Origin of the sequence: Rhizobium aethiopicum, assembly GCF_900094625.1 — a bacterium.
Taxonomy (GTDB): Bacteria; Pseudomonadota; Alphaproteobacteria; order Rhizobiales; family Rhizobiaceae; genus Rhizobium; species Rhizobium aethiopicum.
Window position 1 is genome coordinate 812018 of the sequence record NZ_FMAJ01000001.1, and the last position, 19070, is coordinate 831087.

Here is a 19070-nt window from a genome sequence, read left to right on the forward strand (position 1 = left end):
TGCAATCGCCAAGTCAAATGATCAGGTTGGCAAGGATCTCATTTTCGGTGATATCCTCGTAACCCATGCCGGAAGCTTGGAAATTTGCAATTAGCCGGGCGAAATTCTCAGGCGCCTTGGTTTCGATGCCGATCAGGATCGAGCCGAAGTTGCGCGCCGATTTTTTCAGATATTCAAAGCGGGCAATATCATCGTCGGGGCCAAGCAGATTGAGGAAATCCCTGAGCGCCCCGGGGCGCTGGGCGAGCCGCAGGATGAAATACTTCTTCAGCCCTGCGTGACGCATGGCTCTTTCCTTTACGTCAGGCAGACGCTCGAAATCGAAATTGCCGCCGGAAACGACGGCGACGATGGTCTTGCCGCGGATTGCCTGACGGTCCATCGCGGCGACCGCCGTCAGCGACAGCGCGCCGGCCGGCTCCAGCACGACGCCCTCGACATTCAACATCTCCTGGATGGTGACGCAGATGGCGTTTTCCGGCATAAGTCGCACCTGCTCGGCCGGGAAATCGCGAAGGGCGGCGAAATTCAGATCGCCAATGCGGGCGACCGCAGCGCCGTCGACGAAATTGTCGACCTTGGCAAGTGTCGTCACCTTGCCTGCCTCGATGCTGCGCCTGAGGCTTGGGGCGCCGGCCGGTTCGGCGAACACGAAGGCCGACTTCGGCACGATGTCGTCGAGATAACCGGTAATGCCTGCGGCCAGTCCGCCGCCGCCGACCGGCAGGACGACCATATCGGGCACCGTTCCCTCAGGCAGCTGCTGCATGATCTCGGCGGCAACGGTCGCCTGCCCCTCGATGATATCGGCATGGTCGAAGGGCGGCACCATGACGCCGCCGACCGCCTCGACATGCTCGCGCGCCGCCTGATAGCACTGATCGAAAAAGTCGCCGAACAGCCGGATGGTGATGAATTCGGCGCCGAACATGCGGGTTTTGTCAATCTTCTGCTGCGGCGTCGTCACCGGCATGAAGACGACGCCAGGCACGCCGAAATGGCGGCAGACATAGGCGAAACCTTGGGCGTGGTTGCCGGCCGAGGCGCAGACGAAGGTCTTGCCGGCCGCCCCCTGCCCGATCGCCTTGCGGAAGAAATTGAAGGCGCCGCGGATCTTGTAGGAGCGCACCGGCGACAGATCCTCGCGCTTCAGCCAGATATCGGCGCCGTAGCGAGCCGAGAGATGATCATTGAGCTGCAGCGGCGTTGCCGGGAACAGGCTGCGCATTGCCTCCTCGGCGCTTTCGATTTCAAGTCTCGTCACGGGCGTTGTCCATCCTTCGATTAGCCACCGCCGCTATGGCACAGGCCAGCGGGCAAAAGAAGGCCGCTCCGGCCATTTCCGGTTCGTTGAGCGATCGGCTCAGATCCTGATGCCGGCCTATCTTAAGCCAATCGCAAAATCGGCGGCAGATGAACGGATTTTAACTGTCAATGAAAGGGGCTGCCACTTATATGGAGCGATGATGATCTTCAAATTCGCAAGACCGCTCGCCTGGCTGTTGCTCGCCCTCATCCTGTTTGTCACGGTTTCGCCGATCGGGCTGAGGCCGGATACGGTGACGACGGTCGATACGGACCGCGGCGCTGCCTATGTTCTTCTCGGCCTCGCCTTTGCACTCGCCTATCCGAAGCAGTGGAAACTGGTGGCGGTGCTGCTGATCATTGGGGCGGTCGCCATCGAATATCTGCAGTATTTCGCGCCGACCCGGCATCCGCGCCTGCATGACGCGGGCATGAAAGCCATGGGCGCCGCCCTAGGCCTCGTCGCCGGTCGGGTGATTAACAGATGGCGCGTGAGCAGAGCTCCAAACGGCCTGCCTTTCGCAGAACCCTGATGATTGCGGATTCAGAAACCCGGCAAATCCATCGCCCAGAAAAGCAGCGGTATCGCAGCCGCAACAGTTGCAAGAACAAGTGCGACGCTCGTCTTGAATATCCGGACGCGCCGAACCCTGGTCCCGCTCCAATCGTAAACCATCGTCTTACTCCCACAAGACAACACTTACTCGCCGCGGCGCAATCCTTGCACCGAAAATGTCATTGTCAAGCAATAACGCGCTTTTGCGCGCAATATACATCAAAACAGCATCATGGTGCGGGCGACGGGGATCGAACCCGTATAGCCTAAGGCCGAGGGATTTTAAGTCCCTTGCGTCTACCAGTTTCGCCACGCCCGCTTGCGGCGTTTTCAATATCTCGCGTCATTGACTATGGGAAGAGCCGCGGGGCGTAAAAAATTATAGCGGCTCTACCGGCGGCGCCACGGAATGAATGAGCAGGCATTTCAGCGCGAAAGTGACGCATCGGCCGGTGCTAAAGAGCATGATATCGTCCGGCAACCGCTCACACTTTTTGGCGCCACGGGCGAGTGTTTGCAAAGCGGCCTGAGGGCGCTACCTATTGACCAGCCTCACATCACGGAACATCCCATGAGCCATGACATCGTCGTCACCGCCGCCATGCTCGCCATCGGCGACGAACTGCTTTCTGGCCGCACCAAGGATAAGAATATCGGCCACCTCGCCGATCTGCTCACCTTGTCCGGTATCGATCTCAAGGAAGTGCGCATCGTCGCTGACGACGAGGAGGCGATCGTCGAGGCGCTGAATGCGCTTCGCGCCCGATATGATTACGTCTTCACCTCGGGCGGCATCGGGCCGACGCATGACGACATCACTGCCGATGCGATCGCCAAGGCTTTCGGCCTACCCTGCGAACATGACGAAACGGCAATGACGCTGCTGGCCGATATGTACAGACGCCGCGAGATGGAGTTCACCGAGGCGCGCCAGCGCATGGCGCGCATGCCGCGGGGTGCCGTCCATATCCCCAATCCGGTGTCGACCGCGCCGGGCTTCATCATCGGCAACGTCTATGTCATGGCCGGCGTGCCGCAGGTCTTTCAGGCGATGGTCGACAATGTGCTGCCGACACTTCGGACCGGCACGCCGGTGCTCTCGCTCGCTATCGCCTGCCCTTACGGCGAAGGTGATATCGGCACGCCGCTTGCCGCGATCCAGAAAGCGCATCCGGACACCAGCATCGGTTCCTACCCGCGTTATATCGGCCAGAAATTCTCGACCGAGATCGTCGTGCGCGGCCGCTCGCAGGCGGCGATCGATGCGGCCGGCGCCGAGGTCCATGCGATGATCGACGCCATCCGCCGGAACAGGGAGATCGCAGAAAACCATTCCGCCGAGGCTTGAGGGGCCGGCCTTGATCCCGTCAAGGAACGGGAGAGCGGTCCGGTGCATTCCTTTCCCGCGCACCCATTTCAGCGCAAGGAGAATTGATATGTCTTACAAAACCATTCTCGCCATTCTCGATACAGCGGACAATAGCGCCGCCGTTGCCGATTTCGCCTTTGCCATTGCCGCAGAAAGCGGTGCTCACGTGATCGGCCTGCATGCCGAAACCATATCGGCCGTGCCGCTGGTGGCGCCGATGGAAATTCCCGATCCCGTCGCGGTGCAGGCGCTGCAGGATATGGCGCATGGCGAAACGGTCGCCGTCGAGCGCGTCTTTCGCGCCAAAGCGCAAGCCGCCGGAGCCTCCTCCGAATGGCGCAGCTTCACCACATCAACCGGCTACGGTTCCGCACCGCTGATCGAAAGCGCGCGCAGCGCCGATCTTCTGATCGCCTCTCAGGCCGACCCGGCCAACGCCTCCGACAGCCTTGTCGATGTCGACAGCTTTCTCTTCGAAACCGGCCGTCCGGTGCTGATGATACCCTATATCATCCGTCAGCCCAAACCGATCAGACGCGTGCTGATCGCCTGGAACGGCTCGAAGGAGGCGGCGCGCGCGGCTTTCGACGCGTTGCCCTTCCTGAAGACGGCCGAGGCGGTGGAGATCTTTTCGGTCGATCCGGTCGAGACGACGCTGCCGCTGACATCGGGCGCGGAAATTGCCGCCGCCCTTGCCCGCCACGGCGTGAAGACCACGCTTTCGACGGCCCATAGCGTGGACAAGAGCGCCTCGCACGTCATCGAGAACCGGCTCTCCGACAGCAGCATCGATCTTCTCGTCATGGGCGCTTACACGCATTCCTGGCTTTGGCAGATGATCTTCGGCGGCACGACAAAGACTTTGCTGCAATCAATGACGGCGCTGACGCTGTTATCGCGATGACCCTCTTGTCGCAATTACCGGCACTCTTGCGTTTTGCCGGCAAATCCCGCTAATTGCAGCGACCGATGAGGGCTTCCAGCCTCGGCCGATCTCGCGCAGTTGCCGTTGCGCGATTTTCCGCTTGCCGATCGCCGCGCCAAGCCCGTCCGGTCGCCCGCAAACGGCGTGTCGTCTCTATCATCCCGCGGAGCAGCCCGATGTCCCTTCCCGATAAAGCCTTTCCCGTTTCCTGGGATCAGTTCCACCGCGACGCACGCGCGCTCGCCTGGCGGCTTGCCGGCCTTGAGCAGACGTTCAAGGCGATCGTCTGCATCACCCGCGGCGGCCTTGTGCCGGCCGCGATCATCTCGCGCGAACTGAACATCCGCCTGATCGAGACCGTGTGCATCGCCTCCTACCATGACTATGTGAACCAGGGCGACATGGTGCTGCTCAAGGGAATTGCGCCCGAGCTTGCCGAAAACGGCGGCGAAGGCGTGCTCGTCGTCGACGATCTGACGGATACCGGCAAGACCGCCGCTCAGGTGCGCACCATGCTGCCGAAGGCGCATTTCGCCTGCGTCTATGCCAAGCCGAAGGGCGTGCCGACCGTCGACACTTTCATCACCGAGGTCAGCCAGGACACCTGGATCTATTTCCCCTGGGACATGGGCTTCACCTATCAGGAACCGATCGCCAAGGGCGCGCGTTAACCGCCGCCATCCAGAGTGCGCCGGACTTGTCGGCGCACTTCGACAGCGCTCGCTTCCTCAGCGAATCGGCATGCGCATTTGCGCCGGAAATGCCATCACAAGATTTGCCGCAGGACGCTTTTTTGCCGCTGCGGCATTTTCCTCAGCAGGCGACGCCTGCAAGTCCTTGTATTTTCAGCACTCCCCGGCTTTCCCCAATCTCCACAGGCGCATCCACAAGATGTTGTGGTTACCATTCAATTAAAAACCAGCCCTTGACGGAATCAGCTGTTTCAAACTTTACTGTTCGTGATGTTGCGGCGGCGACAGGACCGGAGGTAACGAGCCCGGTTCCCTTTGAAAAACAAGACGCAGATTGAGGGCGTTGTGCCGGAACCGGTTCAGGCCCGAGGGAATCTTTGCGCGGTTTTCAGCCTCCAAAAAAAGTGACATCGGGACTGGCGATAATAAGCTGTTAATACTATATTTAGTGTTTGCAGCCACCATCACCACAATATACAGGAAAGCCATCTCCGGATGACACCCCCTGTCACGATACGGAAACGAAACTGGCTGCACGACCACAATGTGCCGCCGGATAGCAATTCTGCGCCCCGGGGACGGGCGCCAACGCGAGGTCAAGACTATGCGCATCGAACGTCGTTTCACGAAGGCCGGCCAAGGCGCCTATGCGGATATCGAATTCCGCAAGGCGACGAGCGAGATCAAGAACCCGGACGGGTCGATCGTCTTCCGCCTCGAGAATATCGACGTTCCCGCGCAGTTCTCGCAGGTCGCCACCGACGTTCTGGCGCAGAAATATTTCCGCAAGGCCGGCGTCCCCACCCGTCTGAAGAAGGTCGAGGAAAACGATGTTCCTTCCTTCCTGTGGCGCTCCGTTCCCGATGATGCCGCGCTGAAGACCCTGCCGAAGGAGGAGCAGACCGGCTCCGAAATCGATGCGCGCCAGGTCTTCGACCGCCTTGCCGGCACCTGGACCTATTGGGGCTGGAAGGGCGGCTATTTCTCTTCGGAAGAAGACGCAGCCGCCTTCAAGGATGAACTTGCCTATATGCTCGCCACCCAGCGCGTTGCCCCGAACTCGCCGCAGTGGTTCAACACCGGCCTGCACTGGGCCTATGGCATCGACGGTCCCGGCCAGGGCCATTTCTACGTCGATCCCTTCACCGGCAAGCTGACCAAGTCCAAGTCGGCCTACGAACATCCGCAGCCGCATGCCTGCTTCATCCAGTCGGTCGAAGACGACCTCGTCAATGAAGGCGGCATCATGGACCTTTGGGTGCGTGAGGCCCGCCTCTTCAAATACGGCTCCGGCACCGGCTCCAACTTCTCGATGCTCCGCGGCGAAGGCGAAAAGCTTTCCGGCGGCGGCCGCTCCTCCGGCCTGATGAGCTTCCTGAAGATCGGCGACCGCGCCGCCGGCGCCATCAAATCGGGCGGCACGACGCGCCGCGCCGCCAAGATGGTCGTCGTCGACATCGACCATCCGGATATCGAGGAATACATCAACTGGAAGGTCAAGGAAGAGCAGAAGGTTGCCGCTCTCGTCACCGGCTCGAAGATCGTCGCCAGGCACCTGAAGGCGATCATGAAAGCCTGCTTCAATTGCGAAGGCGACAACGGGGATTGCTTCGACCCGGCCAAGAACCCTGCCCTGAAGCGCGAGATCCGCGCCGCCAAGAAGGACCAGGTTCCGGAGAACTATGTCCAGCGCGTCATCCAGTTCGCCCGCCAGGGCTACAAGGATCTTGAATTCAAGACCTACGACACGGACTGGGATTCGGAAGCCTACCTCACGGTCTCGGGCCAGAACTCCAACAACTCCGTCTCGATCAAGGACGACTTCCTTCGCGCTGTCGAGAATGACGGCGAATGGAAGCTGACCGCCCGCAAGGACGGCAAGGTCATGAAGACGCTGAAGGCGCGCGACCTCTGGGAAACGATTTCCTATGCCGCCTGGGCTTCGGCCGATCCGGGCATCCACTTCAACACGACGATGAACGACTGGCACACTTCGCCGGCCGGCGGCCCGATCCGCGGCTCGAACCCGTGCTCGGAATATATGTTCCTCGATGACACGGCCTGCAACCTCGCTTCGCTGAACCTCCTGCAGTTCAAGGACAAGGCCACCAAGCGCATCAATATCGGCGATTATGAACATGCGGTTCGCCTGTGGACCGTCGTGCTCGAAATCTCGGTCATGATGGCGCAGTTCCCATCGAAGCGCATTGCCGAACTCTCCTACGAATACCGCACGCTCGGCCTCGGCTACGCCAATATCGGCGGTCTCCTGATGTCGTCGGGCATTCCCTACGACTCCACAGAGGCCCGCGCCATCGCCGGTTCGCTGACCGCGATCATGACCGGCATCTGCTATGCGACCTCGGCTGAAATCGCCGGCGAACTCGGCCCGTTCCCGAACTTCGCGCCGAACCGCGAGAGCATGCTCAGGGTCATCCGCAACCATCGCCGCGCCGCCTATGGCGAAACTTCCGGCTATGAGGCGCTGTCGATCGATCCGGTCGCGCTGATCCATTCGGAAAACCCCGACCAGGATCTCGCCGCCCATGCCAAATCCGCTTGGGACAAGGCGCTCGAGCTCGGCGAAAAGCATGGCTACCGCAATGCCCAGGTCTCGGTCATCGCCCCGACCGGCACGATCGGCCTCGTCATGGATTGCGACACGACGGGCATCGAGCCCGACTTCGCCCTCGTCAAGTTCAAGAAGCTCGCCGGCGGCGGCTACTTCAAGATCATCAACCGCGCCGTGCCGGAAGCCCTGCGCACGCTCGGCTATTCCGAAAGCCAGATCGCCGAGATCGAGGCCTATGCCGTCGGCCACGGCAACCTGAACCAGGCGCCGGCGATCAACCCGTCGACGCTGAAGGCCAAGGGCCTGACCGACGAGAAGGTGGAAGCCGTCAATGCTGCGCTGAAGAGCGCCTTCGACATCAAGTTCGTCTTCAACCAGTGGACGCTCGGCGCCGACTTCCTGAAGGAGACGCTGAAGGTTTCCGACGAGCAGCTCGCCGACATGAGCTTCAACCTGCTCGACCATATGGGCTTCTCGAAGAAGGACATCGAAGCCGCCAACATCCATGTCTGCGGTGCGATGACGCTGGAAGGCGCGCCGTTCCTCAAGGCCGAACACCTGCCCGTCTTCGATTGCGCCAACCCCTGCGGCAAGATCGGCAAGCGCTACCTCTCTGTGGAAAGCCATATCCGCATGATGGCGGCCGCCCAGCCCTTCATCTCGGGCGCGATTTCCAAGACGATCAACATGCCGAACGAGGCGACCGTCGAGGATTGCAAGAACGCCTATATGCTGTCCTGGAAGCTCGGACTGAAGGCGAACGCCCTCTACCGTGACGGTTCGAAGCTGTCGCAGCCGCTCAACGCCTCGCTGATCGAGGACGAGGACGACGAGGACGCGCTGGAGGAACTGCTGCAGGCGCCGGTCGCCGCCCAGGCTGTCACCGTCACCGAGAAGATCATCGAGCGGGTGATCGAGCGGGTTTCGCGTGAACGCGAAAAGCTGCCGAACCGCCGCCAGGGCTATACCCAGAAGGCTGCCGTCGGCGGACATAAGGTCTATCTCAGAACCGGCGAATTCGGCGACGGCCGCCTCGGCGAAATCTTCATCGACATGCACAAGGAGGGTGCAGCCTTCCGCGCGATGATGAATAACTTCGCCATCGCCATCTCGCTCGGCCTGCAATATGGCGTGCCGCTCGAGGAATATGTCGAGGCCTTCACCTTCACCAAGTTCGAGCCGGCCGGCATGGTCATCGGCAATGACGCGATCAAGAACGCCACGTCGATCCTGGACTACGTCTTCCGCGAACTGGCCGTCTCCTATCTCGGCCGCCATGACCTCGCGCATGTCGACACGTCGGATTTCTCGAACACCGCGCTCGGCAAGGGCATCCAGGAAGGCAAGACCAACCTGCTCTCCACCGGCTGGACCCGCGGCTACAAACCGACCCTGGTCTCCGGCACCGGCGGCGAACGCCAGGCGGGCGAACCGAAGGGTGCCGCCACCGCAGCCCCTGCCCGCGCCGCTTCCACCGGCACGGTAACCGCCTTTGCAGGTGCCGCTGCCCGCAAGCTGGAACCGACGGTTGCCATCTCCACCTCTGAAATCGTCGCCTTCAAGCGCGATTACGAGGAGCGCGCCAAGGAATTGGCGGAAGAGATTGCCGAAGAGGTCCTCGAGGAAATCGCCAGCGACGCAACCGCCCTCTTCTCCGACAAGGCGGAAGCAGACGCGGCAACGGCCAAGACGGAAGCCAAGAAGGTGGAAGCCGAACGCCGCCAGCGCTCGATCATGCAGGGGTACACGGGCAACATGTGCTCGGAGTGCCAGAACTTCACGATGGTTCGGAACGGCACTTGCGAGAAGTGCGACACGTGCGGTGCGACGAGCGGGTGCAGCTGATTTTGAGAATAAATTAGAGCAAAGCTGATGGGAAACCGACGCTAGCTCTGGTCCGCGAGGTTGAGCTTGATTTCGGCTTCGGACAAAACGGGTGCTCCGGGAGTCAACGTGAAACGAACCGACGACATCGGCCCGCGATAAAATGACGCTGAACCCCATGCTGCCGAAACACCGCCTCATCCTTCTGCGCCACGCCAAGTCCGCCTGGCCTGACGGTGTGGCCGACCGTGAACGGCCATTGGCGGGTCGCGGGCGCAAGGCAGCACCTGTTATCGGCACCTATATGGTGCGGGAGAAGCTGATCCCCGATCTCGCTCTCGTCTCGCCGGCCCGTCGGGCGCAGGAAACCTGGAAGCTCATCCGCAGGGCCCTTTCGAAAAAGGTCTCTGAACGTGAGGCGGCGGATATTTACGAGGTGTCGGCTGAGCGCATCCTCGATGTGATCCGGGCCGTCGAACCTGGTATCCGCACGCTGCTCATCGTCGGCCACAATCCCGGCATGGAAAATGCGGCCTCGCTTATCATGGGGGACGGCGATGCCGATGCCGTGGGACGCATGCGGGAGAAGTTCCCGACGGCGGGACTCGCCGTCATCGACCTCGATCTCGACGGATGGGACGAGATTGCGGCGGGCACCGGTTATCTCGAGCGGTTCGTAACCCCGCGATCATTGGGATAATAAGGCTACTTTCCGGTTCTAATTTGGTGAACATGGTGCACGGTCCTGATTCTTTCCGCGTCGGTTCCGAATGGGCCGTTCACGGCAGAATGGTTCAACAAGGCCGAATTGGCCGGAGAACCCTTTCTCGTCGACGATTGGCATCGGTCCTACAAGGTAATCCGTTGCGGGCATCTCTTCCCCTATATGGTGGATTGCCATCCGCGGGGCAGCCGCTTCCCTCACCCCGTCAGAGTACCGCCTTCGGGCTCTCCTGGCCGGTCCTCCGGCCGTTGTCAAAAGGGCAGAATGTCGAACAGGCGCTTGCTCAACCTGGCCGCCCAAGACGGCTTTACCGTGCCGGCAATCAATGGCGGCCCGGACGATGGAGCCAAGGGCGATTGGTAGAACCGGTTGAGCATCGCATCGCAGACGTAGTGCCCCCAGTTCGTCAGATGCTCCGTCTCTCTCGCACCGAGGAAATGGAGGTAGGTTCCGACCTCCGGGGGCACGACTGATGCCGGCGGCAGGGTGTAAGAGGCATATGGCTTGAGTTCGGCGTCCTTGCTGTCGATCGACCAGTAGACGCCGCGCGTTCTTGAGCGCAGAGCCGATTTCGCGGAATCGTTTAGGCCAAGAGTCTCGGCTCGTTTTGCAGCCTTGAAGCCGCCGATCAGGTCTCGCCGCCTTAACGACCGCACCTGATTGTCCATCGTATCGACCACCCGCTTGAGCTGGGAGAGATAATTCCAGTATCCGCGGGTGGAGGTCCGCCAAGGCGCGCCGGCGTCGCTGACGAACAGGCAGTCGCAGCGTTTCAGCGCCGGCTCGATGCCGTGATTGTCGTAAACGCCGCCGTCGCTCAATATTGCCTTTTCCGGAGCAACGGGATCGCCGACCGTGTCATCGAGCTTTTCCCTTTTCCAGGGAAATTGCGACAGATCCAATCGCAGCGGCGACAGCACCGGAGGGAATGCAGCCGAAGCGGCAACCGCGGTCGCGAGCGAAAGTGTCGGATGAAACGACAGGCCGATCCTGTAGTCGGCTATATAGCGGTTCGACATCCGGAAGAGCGAGCCGGTGCTGAGATTGCTGGCGCAAAATACGAACCAGGGCGAGCTCGGAAGATCTCTGAGGATTGGCGACCTTCCATCAAACAGATGTCGCTCGTAGAGTTTGGCGGTTTCCTCGGCCGCGCTCGAGAACGGATTGAACACCCCTTTCAGAAAGCTCGGCCCATCCGCAAATACCTGGCTGAAGGCCAGAATGCGATCTACGTATTCCGTCTTGAAGTTGACGGCGACCTCGTTCTGGAACACCAGCCGTGGCCACACATAGGCCAGCAGACCGGACGCAATGGATCCGCCCGAAACCGATGAAATCATATCGAGCTTTGCCAGAAGACCGGCCTCGTTGAGCCTGGCAAGCGATCCCGCATGGAAGAGCATGGCCCGATAGCCGCCGCCGGAAAGGCAGAGGCCGAGCTTATAGCGCTCGGCAGGCCTCTCGGGATCGTCGGATCCCGTAGGTGCGGTGTCTGCCTGGAAATGCTCGTCCTCTGACATTGATTTATCGTGTCACATTGAAAAGGATGGCGACAGCCGATCTATAACAGAAAAAACCGGTGCGAAGGTGTCGGAGCGGATTCGCGTAGAACTTGGCGGCCTGAACCCTTCTCTCCCCTCATCCGCCATTGCGCGGATTGACCGAAGCCCACCTCTCGCTGCCCTGATCGGGCTTGCAAAAGATTGATCACGGTGTTGAATAGTCATCACAAACGTTGGGGGAATCGATGCGCTACATCGCGGCTGGGTTGTTGTTTCTATGCGCATTCCCTTTATCTGCAGCAGAGATCACGCGACAACCGCTGGAGAATGATACCGACCTGATCTCCATCACGGGCGTCTTGAACGACGGTGACGAAATCGCCTTCAGAAATCTGGCCGCGGCCTCCCGCAAGGCCCTTGTCTTCCTGAACAGCGAGGGTGGGGATCTGAAAGCCGGGATCGAGATCGGGCGCGACATCCGCCTTCGAGGCTTTGCGACTGCCACCCCGCCGGGGACCTTGTGCGCGTCGGCTTGCGCCCTCACCTGGCTTGCGGGGTCGCCCCGGTTTCTTCAGCCCGACTCCAATATCGGCTTCCATGCAGCCTTTCGTGTAGTGGACGGCAAAGCAAGCGAGAGCGGCGTCGCCAATGCACTGGTCGGAGCTTATCTCAACCAGCTAGGATTACCCGAGACTGCCATCGCCTACGTGACGTCGGCACCCCCTGAAGGCATCGCGTGGCTGACGGCCGCCAAAGCGCAGGCCGTGGGCATCACCTACCGCGCGATTGACGAGGACGGACCTGATCCGGCGTCGGAGGGGCGCAAGACGTATCCGCACGATCCCATGGGCACCGTGACGGCCTTCTACTCCGCGCTCGCCGCAGCCGATGGTGAAACCGCCTCGGCCCTAGTAATTCCGGAAAAACGCGGCAAGGGCCCTTTCAACGAGGCGTCGATCCAGGCCTTCTACGGCGCGATGTCGCAGCCGCTCAAGCTCACCGGCACGGCGCTGCGCGGCGATGACAACGTCCGGGTTTCCTACGAATACGTTACCAATGACGGCCGTCGCTGCAAGGGTCGCGCTGATGTCCAGACCACCTATGTGTTTGGCAAGACCCTGGTCTCGAGGATCAAGGTGCTTGATGGCTGCTAGCCAGATGCCCTCGCTCTAAAGCAGTCAACGACCGCCCGCTCTTTCCCTCGGGCGGACTGCGGCACCTGCAGTCATTGCCTGCGGGACCGGCGCTGCTTACTCGTCATATCTCCGGGAGTTGGCATCACATTTGTGCCATTTCATGTCCATGCCGGCTTCGTCCTTATGGCCATAACACCAGTCGAGGCGATCGAGCAACGGACCGAGCTGATCGCGCCTTTTGCACGCCCGTAGCGTCGCGGCGCCCTCGCGGTCGAGGCTACCGCGGCAGATGTCGTCCAGCCCTATCCACTGATCAATCAACCGATCCGGCGCCTTGGCCCCCTTGTCCGTGGCGAGCACCTTTCCGGTCTCGGACTCGATCTGCAGAGAGGCCGTGTTCCATACGTAAGAGAATTCCGCCATCCCGGCGGACGTCTTACCCGTTCCCTTGTTTCGGGTAAACCACTCGACAATTCCCGACATTTCGCATTTTCCGGCACAGCTGGCAGTCACGGAGCCCGGCTTGACGCTGTAGATGCGCTCCGGCCAGCGTTGGGCGAAGACTGCCTTTTCCTTCAGGACGGCGTCTTTGTCGACCGAGCTTCCGAAGAAGGAGACCTCGTCGGCATAGACGCCATTCATAAAGGCCCACGCCGAGGCGCTGTCATTCGACCATTCGTCATTGTATCGGTTTGCGAAATCAACCGCCTCCGTGGTCAGGTCTCCGGGTTCCGGAACACCCGCCTCCTCGGGAGCGCCTGGGTCCAGTGGCGTGGCGGCGGGTGTTGCGCTTACTTCAGGCGCGGCGTCCGACGGTGGCGACGCGTTGTTCTGTGGCGAGGGTATGTTCTCGGGCGTGTTGATATTCCAGTCACGCATTTCCGCAGCGGTGAGATACCGTATGTCGGAACTGTCGATCGACAGGCTGAGCTGCAGCAGATTGGGGCTTACTCCCATGTCGGTGAGATAGCCGATGATCTCGCCGGTCAATAGTTGAACGGTCGAGACGGCCAATTTGTTGTCCATGGGGATATCGTCGGATAGGGAAACCCGATGCACGCCGATCGAGCCCGTCTCTGCAAACCTTTCGACGCCACCGACGAAGGCGAAGGCGCAAGCCGATGCACATTCCATGGCTCTGATCTGGAGCGTTCTTGCATTCAGCGCGCGGATGGCGCGGCCGAAGCTGATCGCGGTGACCACGTTTCCGCCGGGCGAGTCAAAGCTGATGTAGTCCGCTTGGTACTGCCTGTATTCGTCGACAAGCTTCGTCGGATCGTCGGAGAATTCAAACACGCCCTTTATCACCAGGCCACGCTCTCCCGGCGCGCCGTCCAGACGCTGGTAGGAAATGGCCGCATGCCCCTGCCCAGCCAGGGCGATGAACGCCGGCAGCATCGATATCAACGAGACGAGTTTCCGCATTCTTCCCCAGCCCTCGAGCACCCGTACTTCTCCTGTCGTCATTCGCAGCAAATCTTGCGCAGGTCTGTATCGCCGGATGATGGAAATCACCTGCTCCACCCCAGCCTCATCCGCGACCGACCAATGCCAATTACGGTCCGAAGAACAATAGCTTCGCAGAGAATGTTGACAGCTGCCCCAGCAGCTCCGATCAATGCACAAGAGCGATCTTCTGACAAGCGTCACAATCAGAAGTGATGAGACAAGTAAATGCCGGGCCTCGCCGAAAAGGGATCGCAGCGCACAAGGCATCATAGACGCCTGCAATCGATATCGGCTATGTCGCCTGCATCGACACATTGACCAGCGAGGCCGTTCGTGACTTCTACCTATGACAATCACGCCCTCGACCTGCGGAATGATCCCGATTTCTTCTCCCTTCTTACCGGCAGCTACCAGCGCATCGTCGGCCGCCACCTTGTCGAGGCTGAGCAAGGGCCGGACTGGCTTTACCGCCATGCGCCTTTCGTGGTCCTTGCGCACAACACCCTGCCCGACCCGCGCTTCATCTACGCAAACCGGACTGCGCAGAACTGCTTTGAATATAGCTGGGACGAATTCATCATGCTGCCGTCGCGGCTTTCGGCCGAGCAGCCTGATCGCGCCGAACGCCAGCGGCTGCTGGACGCGGTCACGCGCGATGGTTTCGTCGATAATGGCCGCGGCGTCAGGGTGGCGAAATCGGGGCGCCGTTTCTGGGTCGAAAATTTCACTGTCTGGCAGCTCGTCGATGGCGCCGGAATGCGGTTGGGCCAGGCTGCGATATTTTCATCGTGGCGGGACGCGTAGTTCTACGGTTTCACGCGGTCCGGATGCGCTGCCTGGAAGGCGGGGAGTTCGGCGCATCTGGCGTCGATATCGCTGATGCGTCTGAAAGCACTGATATCAACGCCCCAGCGGCGGGCATTGTAGACCTGCGGAACAAGGCAGAGATCGGCCATCGACGGCCTGCCGCCAAAGCTGAACGCGCCATCGGATTCGCCGAGCATGGTCTCCAGCTTGCGAAGTCCATCGCCGATGAAATGCTTCATCCATTCCTCGCGAGCCTCGGCCATGTCGGTGAGCGTCAGAAGATGCGAGACGACATGCAGGTTGCAGATCGGGTGGATGTCCATGGCAACCGCATATGCGAGGGCGCGCACTCTGTGGCGATCGAAGCTATCCGACGGCAGCAATCCGTATTCCGGCCGAGACTCGGCCAGATATTCGATGATGGCCAGCGACTGTGTTAGCGTTTTCCCATCGATCACCAGTGTCGGCACGAGCCCCTGCGGGTTGAGCGCGAGATAGTCCGGCATCCTGTGCGCACCGTCGAGCAAGTTGATCGGCACGGTCTGGTAGTCGAGGCCCAGAAGATTGAGCGCGATCCGCACGCGATAACTCGCCGACGACCGCCAGTAGTCGTAGAGAATGATCTCGTTCATTCCCGGTCAGCTCCCTCGTATTTTCCGACCGTCTGCTCGATTGCCCCGAAGATCGAATGGCCGGCATGATCCTTCATTTCGATGCGGACCTGGTCGCCGAACCTCATGAAGGGGGTCTTCGGCGATCCGCTCTCGATGGACTCGATCATTCTCAATTCGGCAATGCAGGAATAGCCGTCTCCTGCCTCGCCCACCGGCTTGCCGGGGCCGCCGTCGAGCTTATTGGAGACCGTGCCGGAGCCGATGATCGTCCCGGCCACGAGGTGGCGGGTCTTGGCGGCATGGGCAATCAGCTGGCCGAAATCGAAGGTCATGTCGATGCCGGCATTTGCCTTTCCGAATGGTCTGCCGTTCAGGCTCACGAGCAGCGGCAGGTGCAGCTTGCTGCCGTCCCACGCCTCTTCGAGCTCGTCCGGCGTCACCGCAATCGGCGAAAATGCGGAGGCCGGCTTGGATTGGAAGAAACCGAAGCCTTTCGCCAGCTCGTCCGGGATCAGACCGCGCAGCGACACGTCGTTGACGAGCATCACCAGACGAATGGCGGCGCGGGCTGCTTCCGGGCTCACCCCCATGGCGACGTCACCGGTGATGACGGCGACTTCGCCCTCCATGTCGATCCCATAGGCCTCGTCTGCTGCCAGGATCGGGTCTCGCGGCGCGAGAAAACTGTCCGAGCCGCCTTGATACATCAGCGGATCGGTCCAGAAGCTCGCCGGCATCTCGGCGCCGCGCGCCTTGCGCACCAGTTCCACATGGTTGACGTAGGCCGAGCCGTCGGCCCATTGATAGGCGCGCGGCAAAGGCGATGCGGCGTCGTGTTCGTGAAAGCGGATGGTCGGCTGAGCCCCCGTCTCGATGCCTTCGGCGACCAGCCGAAGTCTCGGAGCCACATGCTCCCAGTCGTCGAGCGCCGCCTGCAGGGTGCGGGCGATATGGCCAACTTCGGAACAGCGGGTCAGATCGCGGGACACGACGACGAGGCGGCCGTCCCTGGTGGAGTCCTTCAAGGTTGCAAGTTTCATGTCGCAGTTCCAGTGCCGGAGGGGCGGATCTTCATTTGATGCCGGGGGTTCCGTCGAACTTGCGTTCCAGCCCGTCCCAGCATTCGAGATAATCCTCCTGCAGCGTTTCGAGCTCGGCTGCATATTTCGTCAGCTGCTGCGGGTAGCGGGTCTCGAACATGAAGGCCATGGTGTGATCGAGCTTCACCGGCTTGAGTTCGGTATTTGATGCCTTTTCGAAGGCGAGCGCATCCGGCCCGTGGGGAAGCATCATGTTGTGCAGGCTGATCCCGCCCGGCACGAAGCCCTCCTCCTTGGCGTCATACTGGCCATGGATCAGGCCCATGAACTCGCTCATGATGTTGCGGTGGTACCAGGGCGGACGGAAGGTGTGCTCGGCGACCAGCCAACGCGGCGGAAAGATCACGAAATCGACATTCGCTGTGCCGGCATCTTCGGTGGGTGCCGTCAGCACCGAAAAGATCGACGGATCAGGGTGATCGAAGCTGATCGCGCCCACCGGCGAAAACGTCCGCAGGTCATATTTATAGGGCGCGTAGTTGCCGTGCCAGGCGACGACATCCAGGGGCGAGTGGCCGATCTCGGTGACATAGAATTTGCCGCACCATTTCACATGGACGCGGCAGGGTGTTTCCTTGTCCTCAAAGGCGGCGACAGGCGTCTTGAAGTCGCGCGGGTTTGCCAGGCAATTGGCGCCGATCGGCCCACGGTCCGGCAGCGTGAATTTCGCGCCGTAATTCTCGCAGATATAGCCACGCCAGACCGTCTGCTCGCCGACTCTCGTGACCTTGAACATCATGCCGCGGGGGATGAGGCATATCTCCAAGGGTTCGGCGTCCATGATGCCCATTTCGGTGAACACTCTGATGGCACCGAGCTGCGGCACGATCAGCAGTTCGCCGTCGGCGTTGAAGAAATAATCATCGACCATGTCTTCGTTGAAAACATAGGCATGCGCCGACATGCCGACCTGAGTCACGGCATCGCCTGCCGTGGTCATCGTCCGCACTCCTTCCAGAAAGGTCAGCTTCTCCTCAGGCGCGGGAATGGGATCCCAGCGAAGCTGGCCGAGAGGCAGCGAATGTTCGTCCAGGCAAGGCGCGGTTTTCCAGAGCGGATAGGAGACGTTCGAGAAGCGGCGGGTGTGACGCACGCTAGGGCGAATGCGATATAGCCAGGATCTTTCATTCGTGCCGCGCGGCGCGGTGAAGGGCGAGCCGGAAAGCTGTTCGGCATAAAGACCGTAATTGCATTTCTGCGGGCTGTTCTGGCCCTGCGGCAAGGCGCCGGGCAGCGACTCCGTCTCGAAATCGTTGCCGAAGCCCGGCATATATTTCAGTGTGCTTGCCGTCGTCGCTTCCGCGTCGGCAGCCTGGATCGATGTCTGGTCCATGCTCAACTCCTCCCCGAAAACTCTACTTTGCCGTAGAGTTTACTCCGCTGCCGTGCCGATGACACCACGCTTGATCTGATCGGCCTCGATCGACTCGAAGAGCGCGCGGAAATTGCCTTCGCCGAAACCCTCGTCGCCCTTGCGCTGGATGAATTCGAAGAAAATCGGGCCGATCACCGTTTTGGAGAAGATCTGCAGCAGGATTTTCGTCATGCCGCCGTTCACCACACCTTCGCCGTCGATCAGGATGCCGTGTTTCTTCATGCGCTCGATCGGCTCGCTATGGCCGTTCACACGTTCGTAGGACATATCGTAATAGGTCTCGGGCGGACCCGGCATGAAGCGCAAGCCGTTATCGGCAAGCCGGTCGGTCGCGTCGTAGATATCTTCGGTTCCAACGGCGATGTGCTGGATGCCCTCGCCCCGGTACTTCTTCAGATATTCCTCGATCTGGCTGGTATCGTCCTTCGATTCATTCAGCGGAATGCGGATCTTGCCGCAGGGCGAGGTGATGGCGCGACTGACCAGGCCGGTGATGCGGCCGTCAATATCGAAGAAGTGGATCTGCTTGAAATTGAACAGGTTGCGGTAGAAATCCCACCACTTGTCCATGTTGCCGCGGAAGACATTGTGGGTGAGATGGTCGAGATAATAAAAGCCGATCCCCGCAGGATGCGGGTTGGGCTCGCCAAGCCAATCGAACTCGCCATCGTAAACCGATCCCTTTGCTCCATAGGTCTCGATGAAGTAGAGCAGCGAGCCGCCGATGCCGACGATTGCGGGGACATCGAGCATCTTGTCGTCGCCCTCATAGGGAACGGCGCCTTTGGAGACGGCGTGGTCGAAGGCGTGTTTGGCGTCGACAACGCGCCAAGCCATCGACGAAGCGCAGGGGCCGTGGGCCGCGACAAAACGCGCGGCATGGCTGCCCGGCTCGGCATTCACGACATAGTTGATATCGCCCTGGCGCCAGACGGTGATGTCTTTCGTCTTGTGCCTGGCGACAGCAACATAGCCCATGCGTGTGAAGAGTTCGCTGAGCTTATCGGGCTCCGGATGAGCAAATTCGACGAATTCAAAGCCATCGGTGCCAGCCGGATTATCGGCGGTTATTTCCGACGGAGGTGCATCATGCGGGAAAGGACCCATTTTCTTTTCCTCC

Annotated in this window: 16 protein-coding genes and 1 tRNA gene; 9 read left to right on the plus strand and 8 right to left on the minus strand. The window is 60.6% G+C overall.

The genetic code is table 11. The features are described from left to right. Nucleotides 1-13: 13 nt before the first annotated feature. Nucleotides 14-1264 (minus strand): threonine ammonia-lyase, encoded by a 1251-nt coding sequence (gene ilvA / locus GA0061105_RS04130; RefSeq protein WP_092748184.1) that lies wholly within the window; start codon nt 1262-1264, stop codon nt 14-16. A gap of 199 nt (nt 1265-1463) precedes the next feature. Here ilvA and GA0061105_RS04135 point away from each other — a divergent pair, with 199 nt between their 5' ends. Next, nucleotides 1464-1838: a VanZ family protein gene (locus GA0061105_RS04135; RefSeq protein ID WP_092748186.1), complete on the plus strand. Its 375-nt coding sequence runs from the start codon at nt 1464-1466 to the stop codon at nt 1836-1838. A gap of 256 nt (nt 1839-2094) precedes the next feature. Here the strand turns inward: GA0061105_RS04135 and GA0061105_RS04140 are convergent. Continuing rightward, nucleotides 2095-2180, minus strand: a tRNA-Leu gene (locus GA0061105_RS04140). A gap of 252 nt (nt 2181-2432) precedes the next feature. On the opposite strand from GA0061105_RS04140, the gene GA0061105_RS04145 reads away from it, so the two are divergent. From GA0061105_RS04145 to GA0061105_RS04165, 6 genes are all read left to right on the plus strand, one after another. Next, complete coding sequence (locus GA0061105_RS04145) at nt 2433-3209, plus strand: competence/damage-inducible protein A (RefSeq protein WP_064696119.1); 777 nt, start codon at nt 2433-2435, stop codon at nt 3207-3209. A gap of 88 nt (nt 3210-3297) precedes the next feature. Next, a complete protein-coding gene (locus GA0061105_RS04150) occupies nt 3298-4134 on the plus strand; it encodes a universal stress protein (RefSeq protein WP_092748188.1) in 837 nt (278 codons plus the stop codon). Nucleotides 4135-4331: 197 nt separating this feature from the next. After that, nucleotides 4332-4826: a xanthine phosphoribosyltransferase gene (gene gpt, locus GA0061105_RS04155; RefSeq protein ID WP_092748190.1), complete on the plus strand. Its 495-nt coding sequence runs from the start codon at nt 4332-4334 to the stop codon at nt 4824-4826. 26 nt (nt 4827-4852) lie between these two features. Further along, the gene (locus tag GA0061105_RS32760; RefSeq protein WP_167358514.1) at nt 4853-5185 is read left to right on the plus strand and encodes a hypothetical protein; all 333 of its coding nucleotides are present in this window, start codon (nt 4853-4855) and stop codon (nt 5183-5185) included. Nucleotides 5186-5451: 266 nt separating this feature from the next. After that, a complete protein-coding gene (locus GA0061105_RS04160; RefSeq protein ID WP_092748192.1) occupies nt 5452-9264 on the plus strand; it encodes a vitamin B12-dependent ribonucleotide reductase in 3813 nt (1270 codons plus the stop codon). Between the two features lie 142 nt (nt 9265-9406). Next, nucleotides 9407-9943: a SixA phosphatase family protein gene (locus tag GA0061105_RS04165; protein ID WP_092748194.1), complete on the plus strand. Its 537-nt coding sequence runs from the start codon at nt 9407-9409 to the stop codon at nt 9941-9943. A 275-nt stretch (nt 9944-10218) separates the two neighbouring features. Here the strand turns inward: GA0061105_RS04165 and GA0061105_RS04170 are convergent, their stop codons facing one another. Next, nucleotides 10219-11487: a patatin-like phospholipase family protein gene (locus tag GA0061105_RS04170; protein ID WP_092748196.1), complete on the minus strand. Its 1269-nt coding sequence runs from the start codon at nt 11485-11487 to the stop codon at nt 10219-10221. Between the two features lie 227 nt (nt 11488-11714). Between GA0061105_RS04170 and GA0061105_RS04175 the strand changes: the two genes are divergently transcribed. Then, nucleotides 11715-12623, plus strand: coding sequence for a COG3904 family protein (locus GA0061105_RS04175; protein WP_092748332.1), 909 nt, complete (start codon nt 11715-11717; stop codon nt 12621-12623). Between the two features lie 96 nt (nt 12624-12719). On the opposite strand, the gene GA0061105_RS04180 is transcribed toward GA0061105_RS04175, so the two are convergent. Then, on the minus strand, nt 12720-14051 hold the full coding sequence (locus GA0061105_RS04180; RefSeq protein WP_092748198.1) for a COG3904 family protein: 1332 nt from the start codon (nt 14049-14051) through the stop codon (nt 12720-12722). Nucleotides 14052-14387: 336 nt separating this feature from the next. Here GA0061105_RS04180 and GA0061105_RS04185 point away from each other — a divergent pair, with 336 nt between their 5' ends. Next, a complete protein-coding gene (locus tag GA0061105_RS04185; protein WP_092748200.1) occupies nt 14388-14858 on the plus strand; it encodes an MEKHLA domain-containing protein in 471 nt (156 codons plus the stop codon). Nucleotides 14859-14860: 2 nt separating this feature from the next. Here the strand turns inward: GA0061105_RS04185 and maiA are convergent, their stop codons facing one another. From maiA to hppD, 4 genes are read right to left on the minus strand one after another with little or no spacing between them, the layout of a single operon-like run. Next, nucleotides 14861-15493, minus strand: a complete 633-nt coding sequence (maiA, locus tag GA0061105_RS04190; protein ID WP_092748202.1) for a maleylacetoacetate isomerase — start codon at nt 15491-15493, stop codon at nt 14861-14863. Next, entirely contained in the window at nt 15490-16515 is a 1026-nt protein-coding gene (locus GA0061105_RS04195; RefSeq protein WP_092748204.1) for a fumarylacetoacetate hydrolase family protein, read from the minus strand. The genes maiA and GA0061105_RS04195 overlap by 4 nt, the downstream gene beginning before the upstream one ends. Nucleotides 16516-16546: 31 nt before the next feature. Continuing rightward, nucleotides 16547-17908, minus strand: a complete 1362-nt coding sequence (gene hmgA, locus GA0061105_RS04200) for a homogentisate 1,2-dioxygenase (protein ID WP_092748206.1) — start codon at nt 17906-17908, stop codon at nt 16547-16549. Nucleotides 17909-17947: 39 nt separating this feature from the next. Beyond that, nucleotides 17948-19057, minus strand: a complete 1110-nt coding sequence (gene hppD, locus GA0061105_RS04205) for a 4-hydroxyphenylpyruvate dioxygenase (RefSeq protein WP_064696130.1) — start codon at nt 19055-19057, stop codon at nt 17948-17950. Nucleotides 19058-19070: the final 13 nt, after the last annotated feature.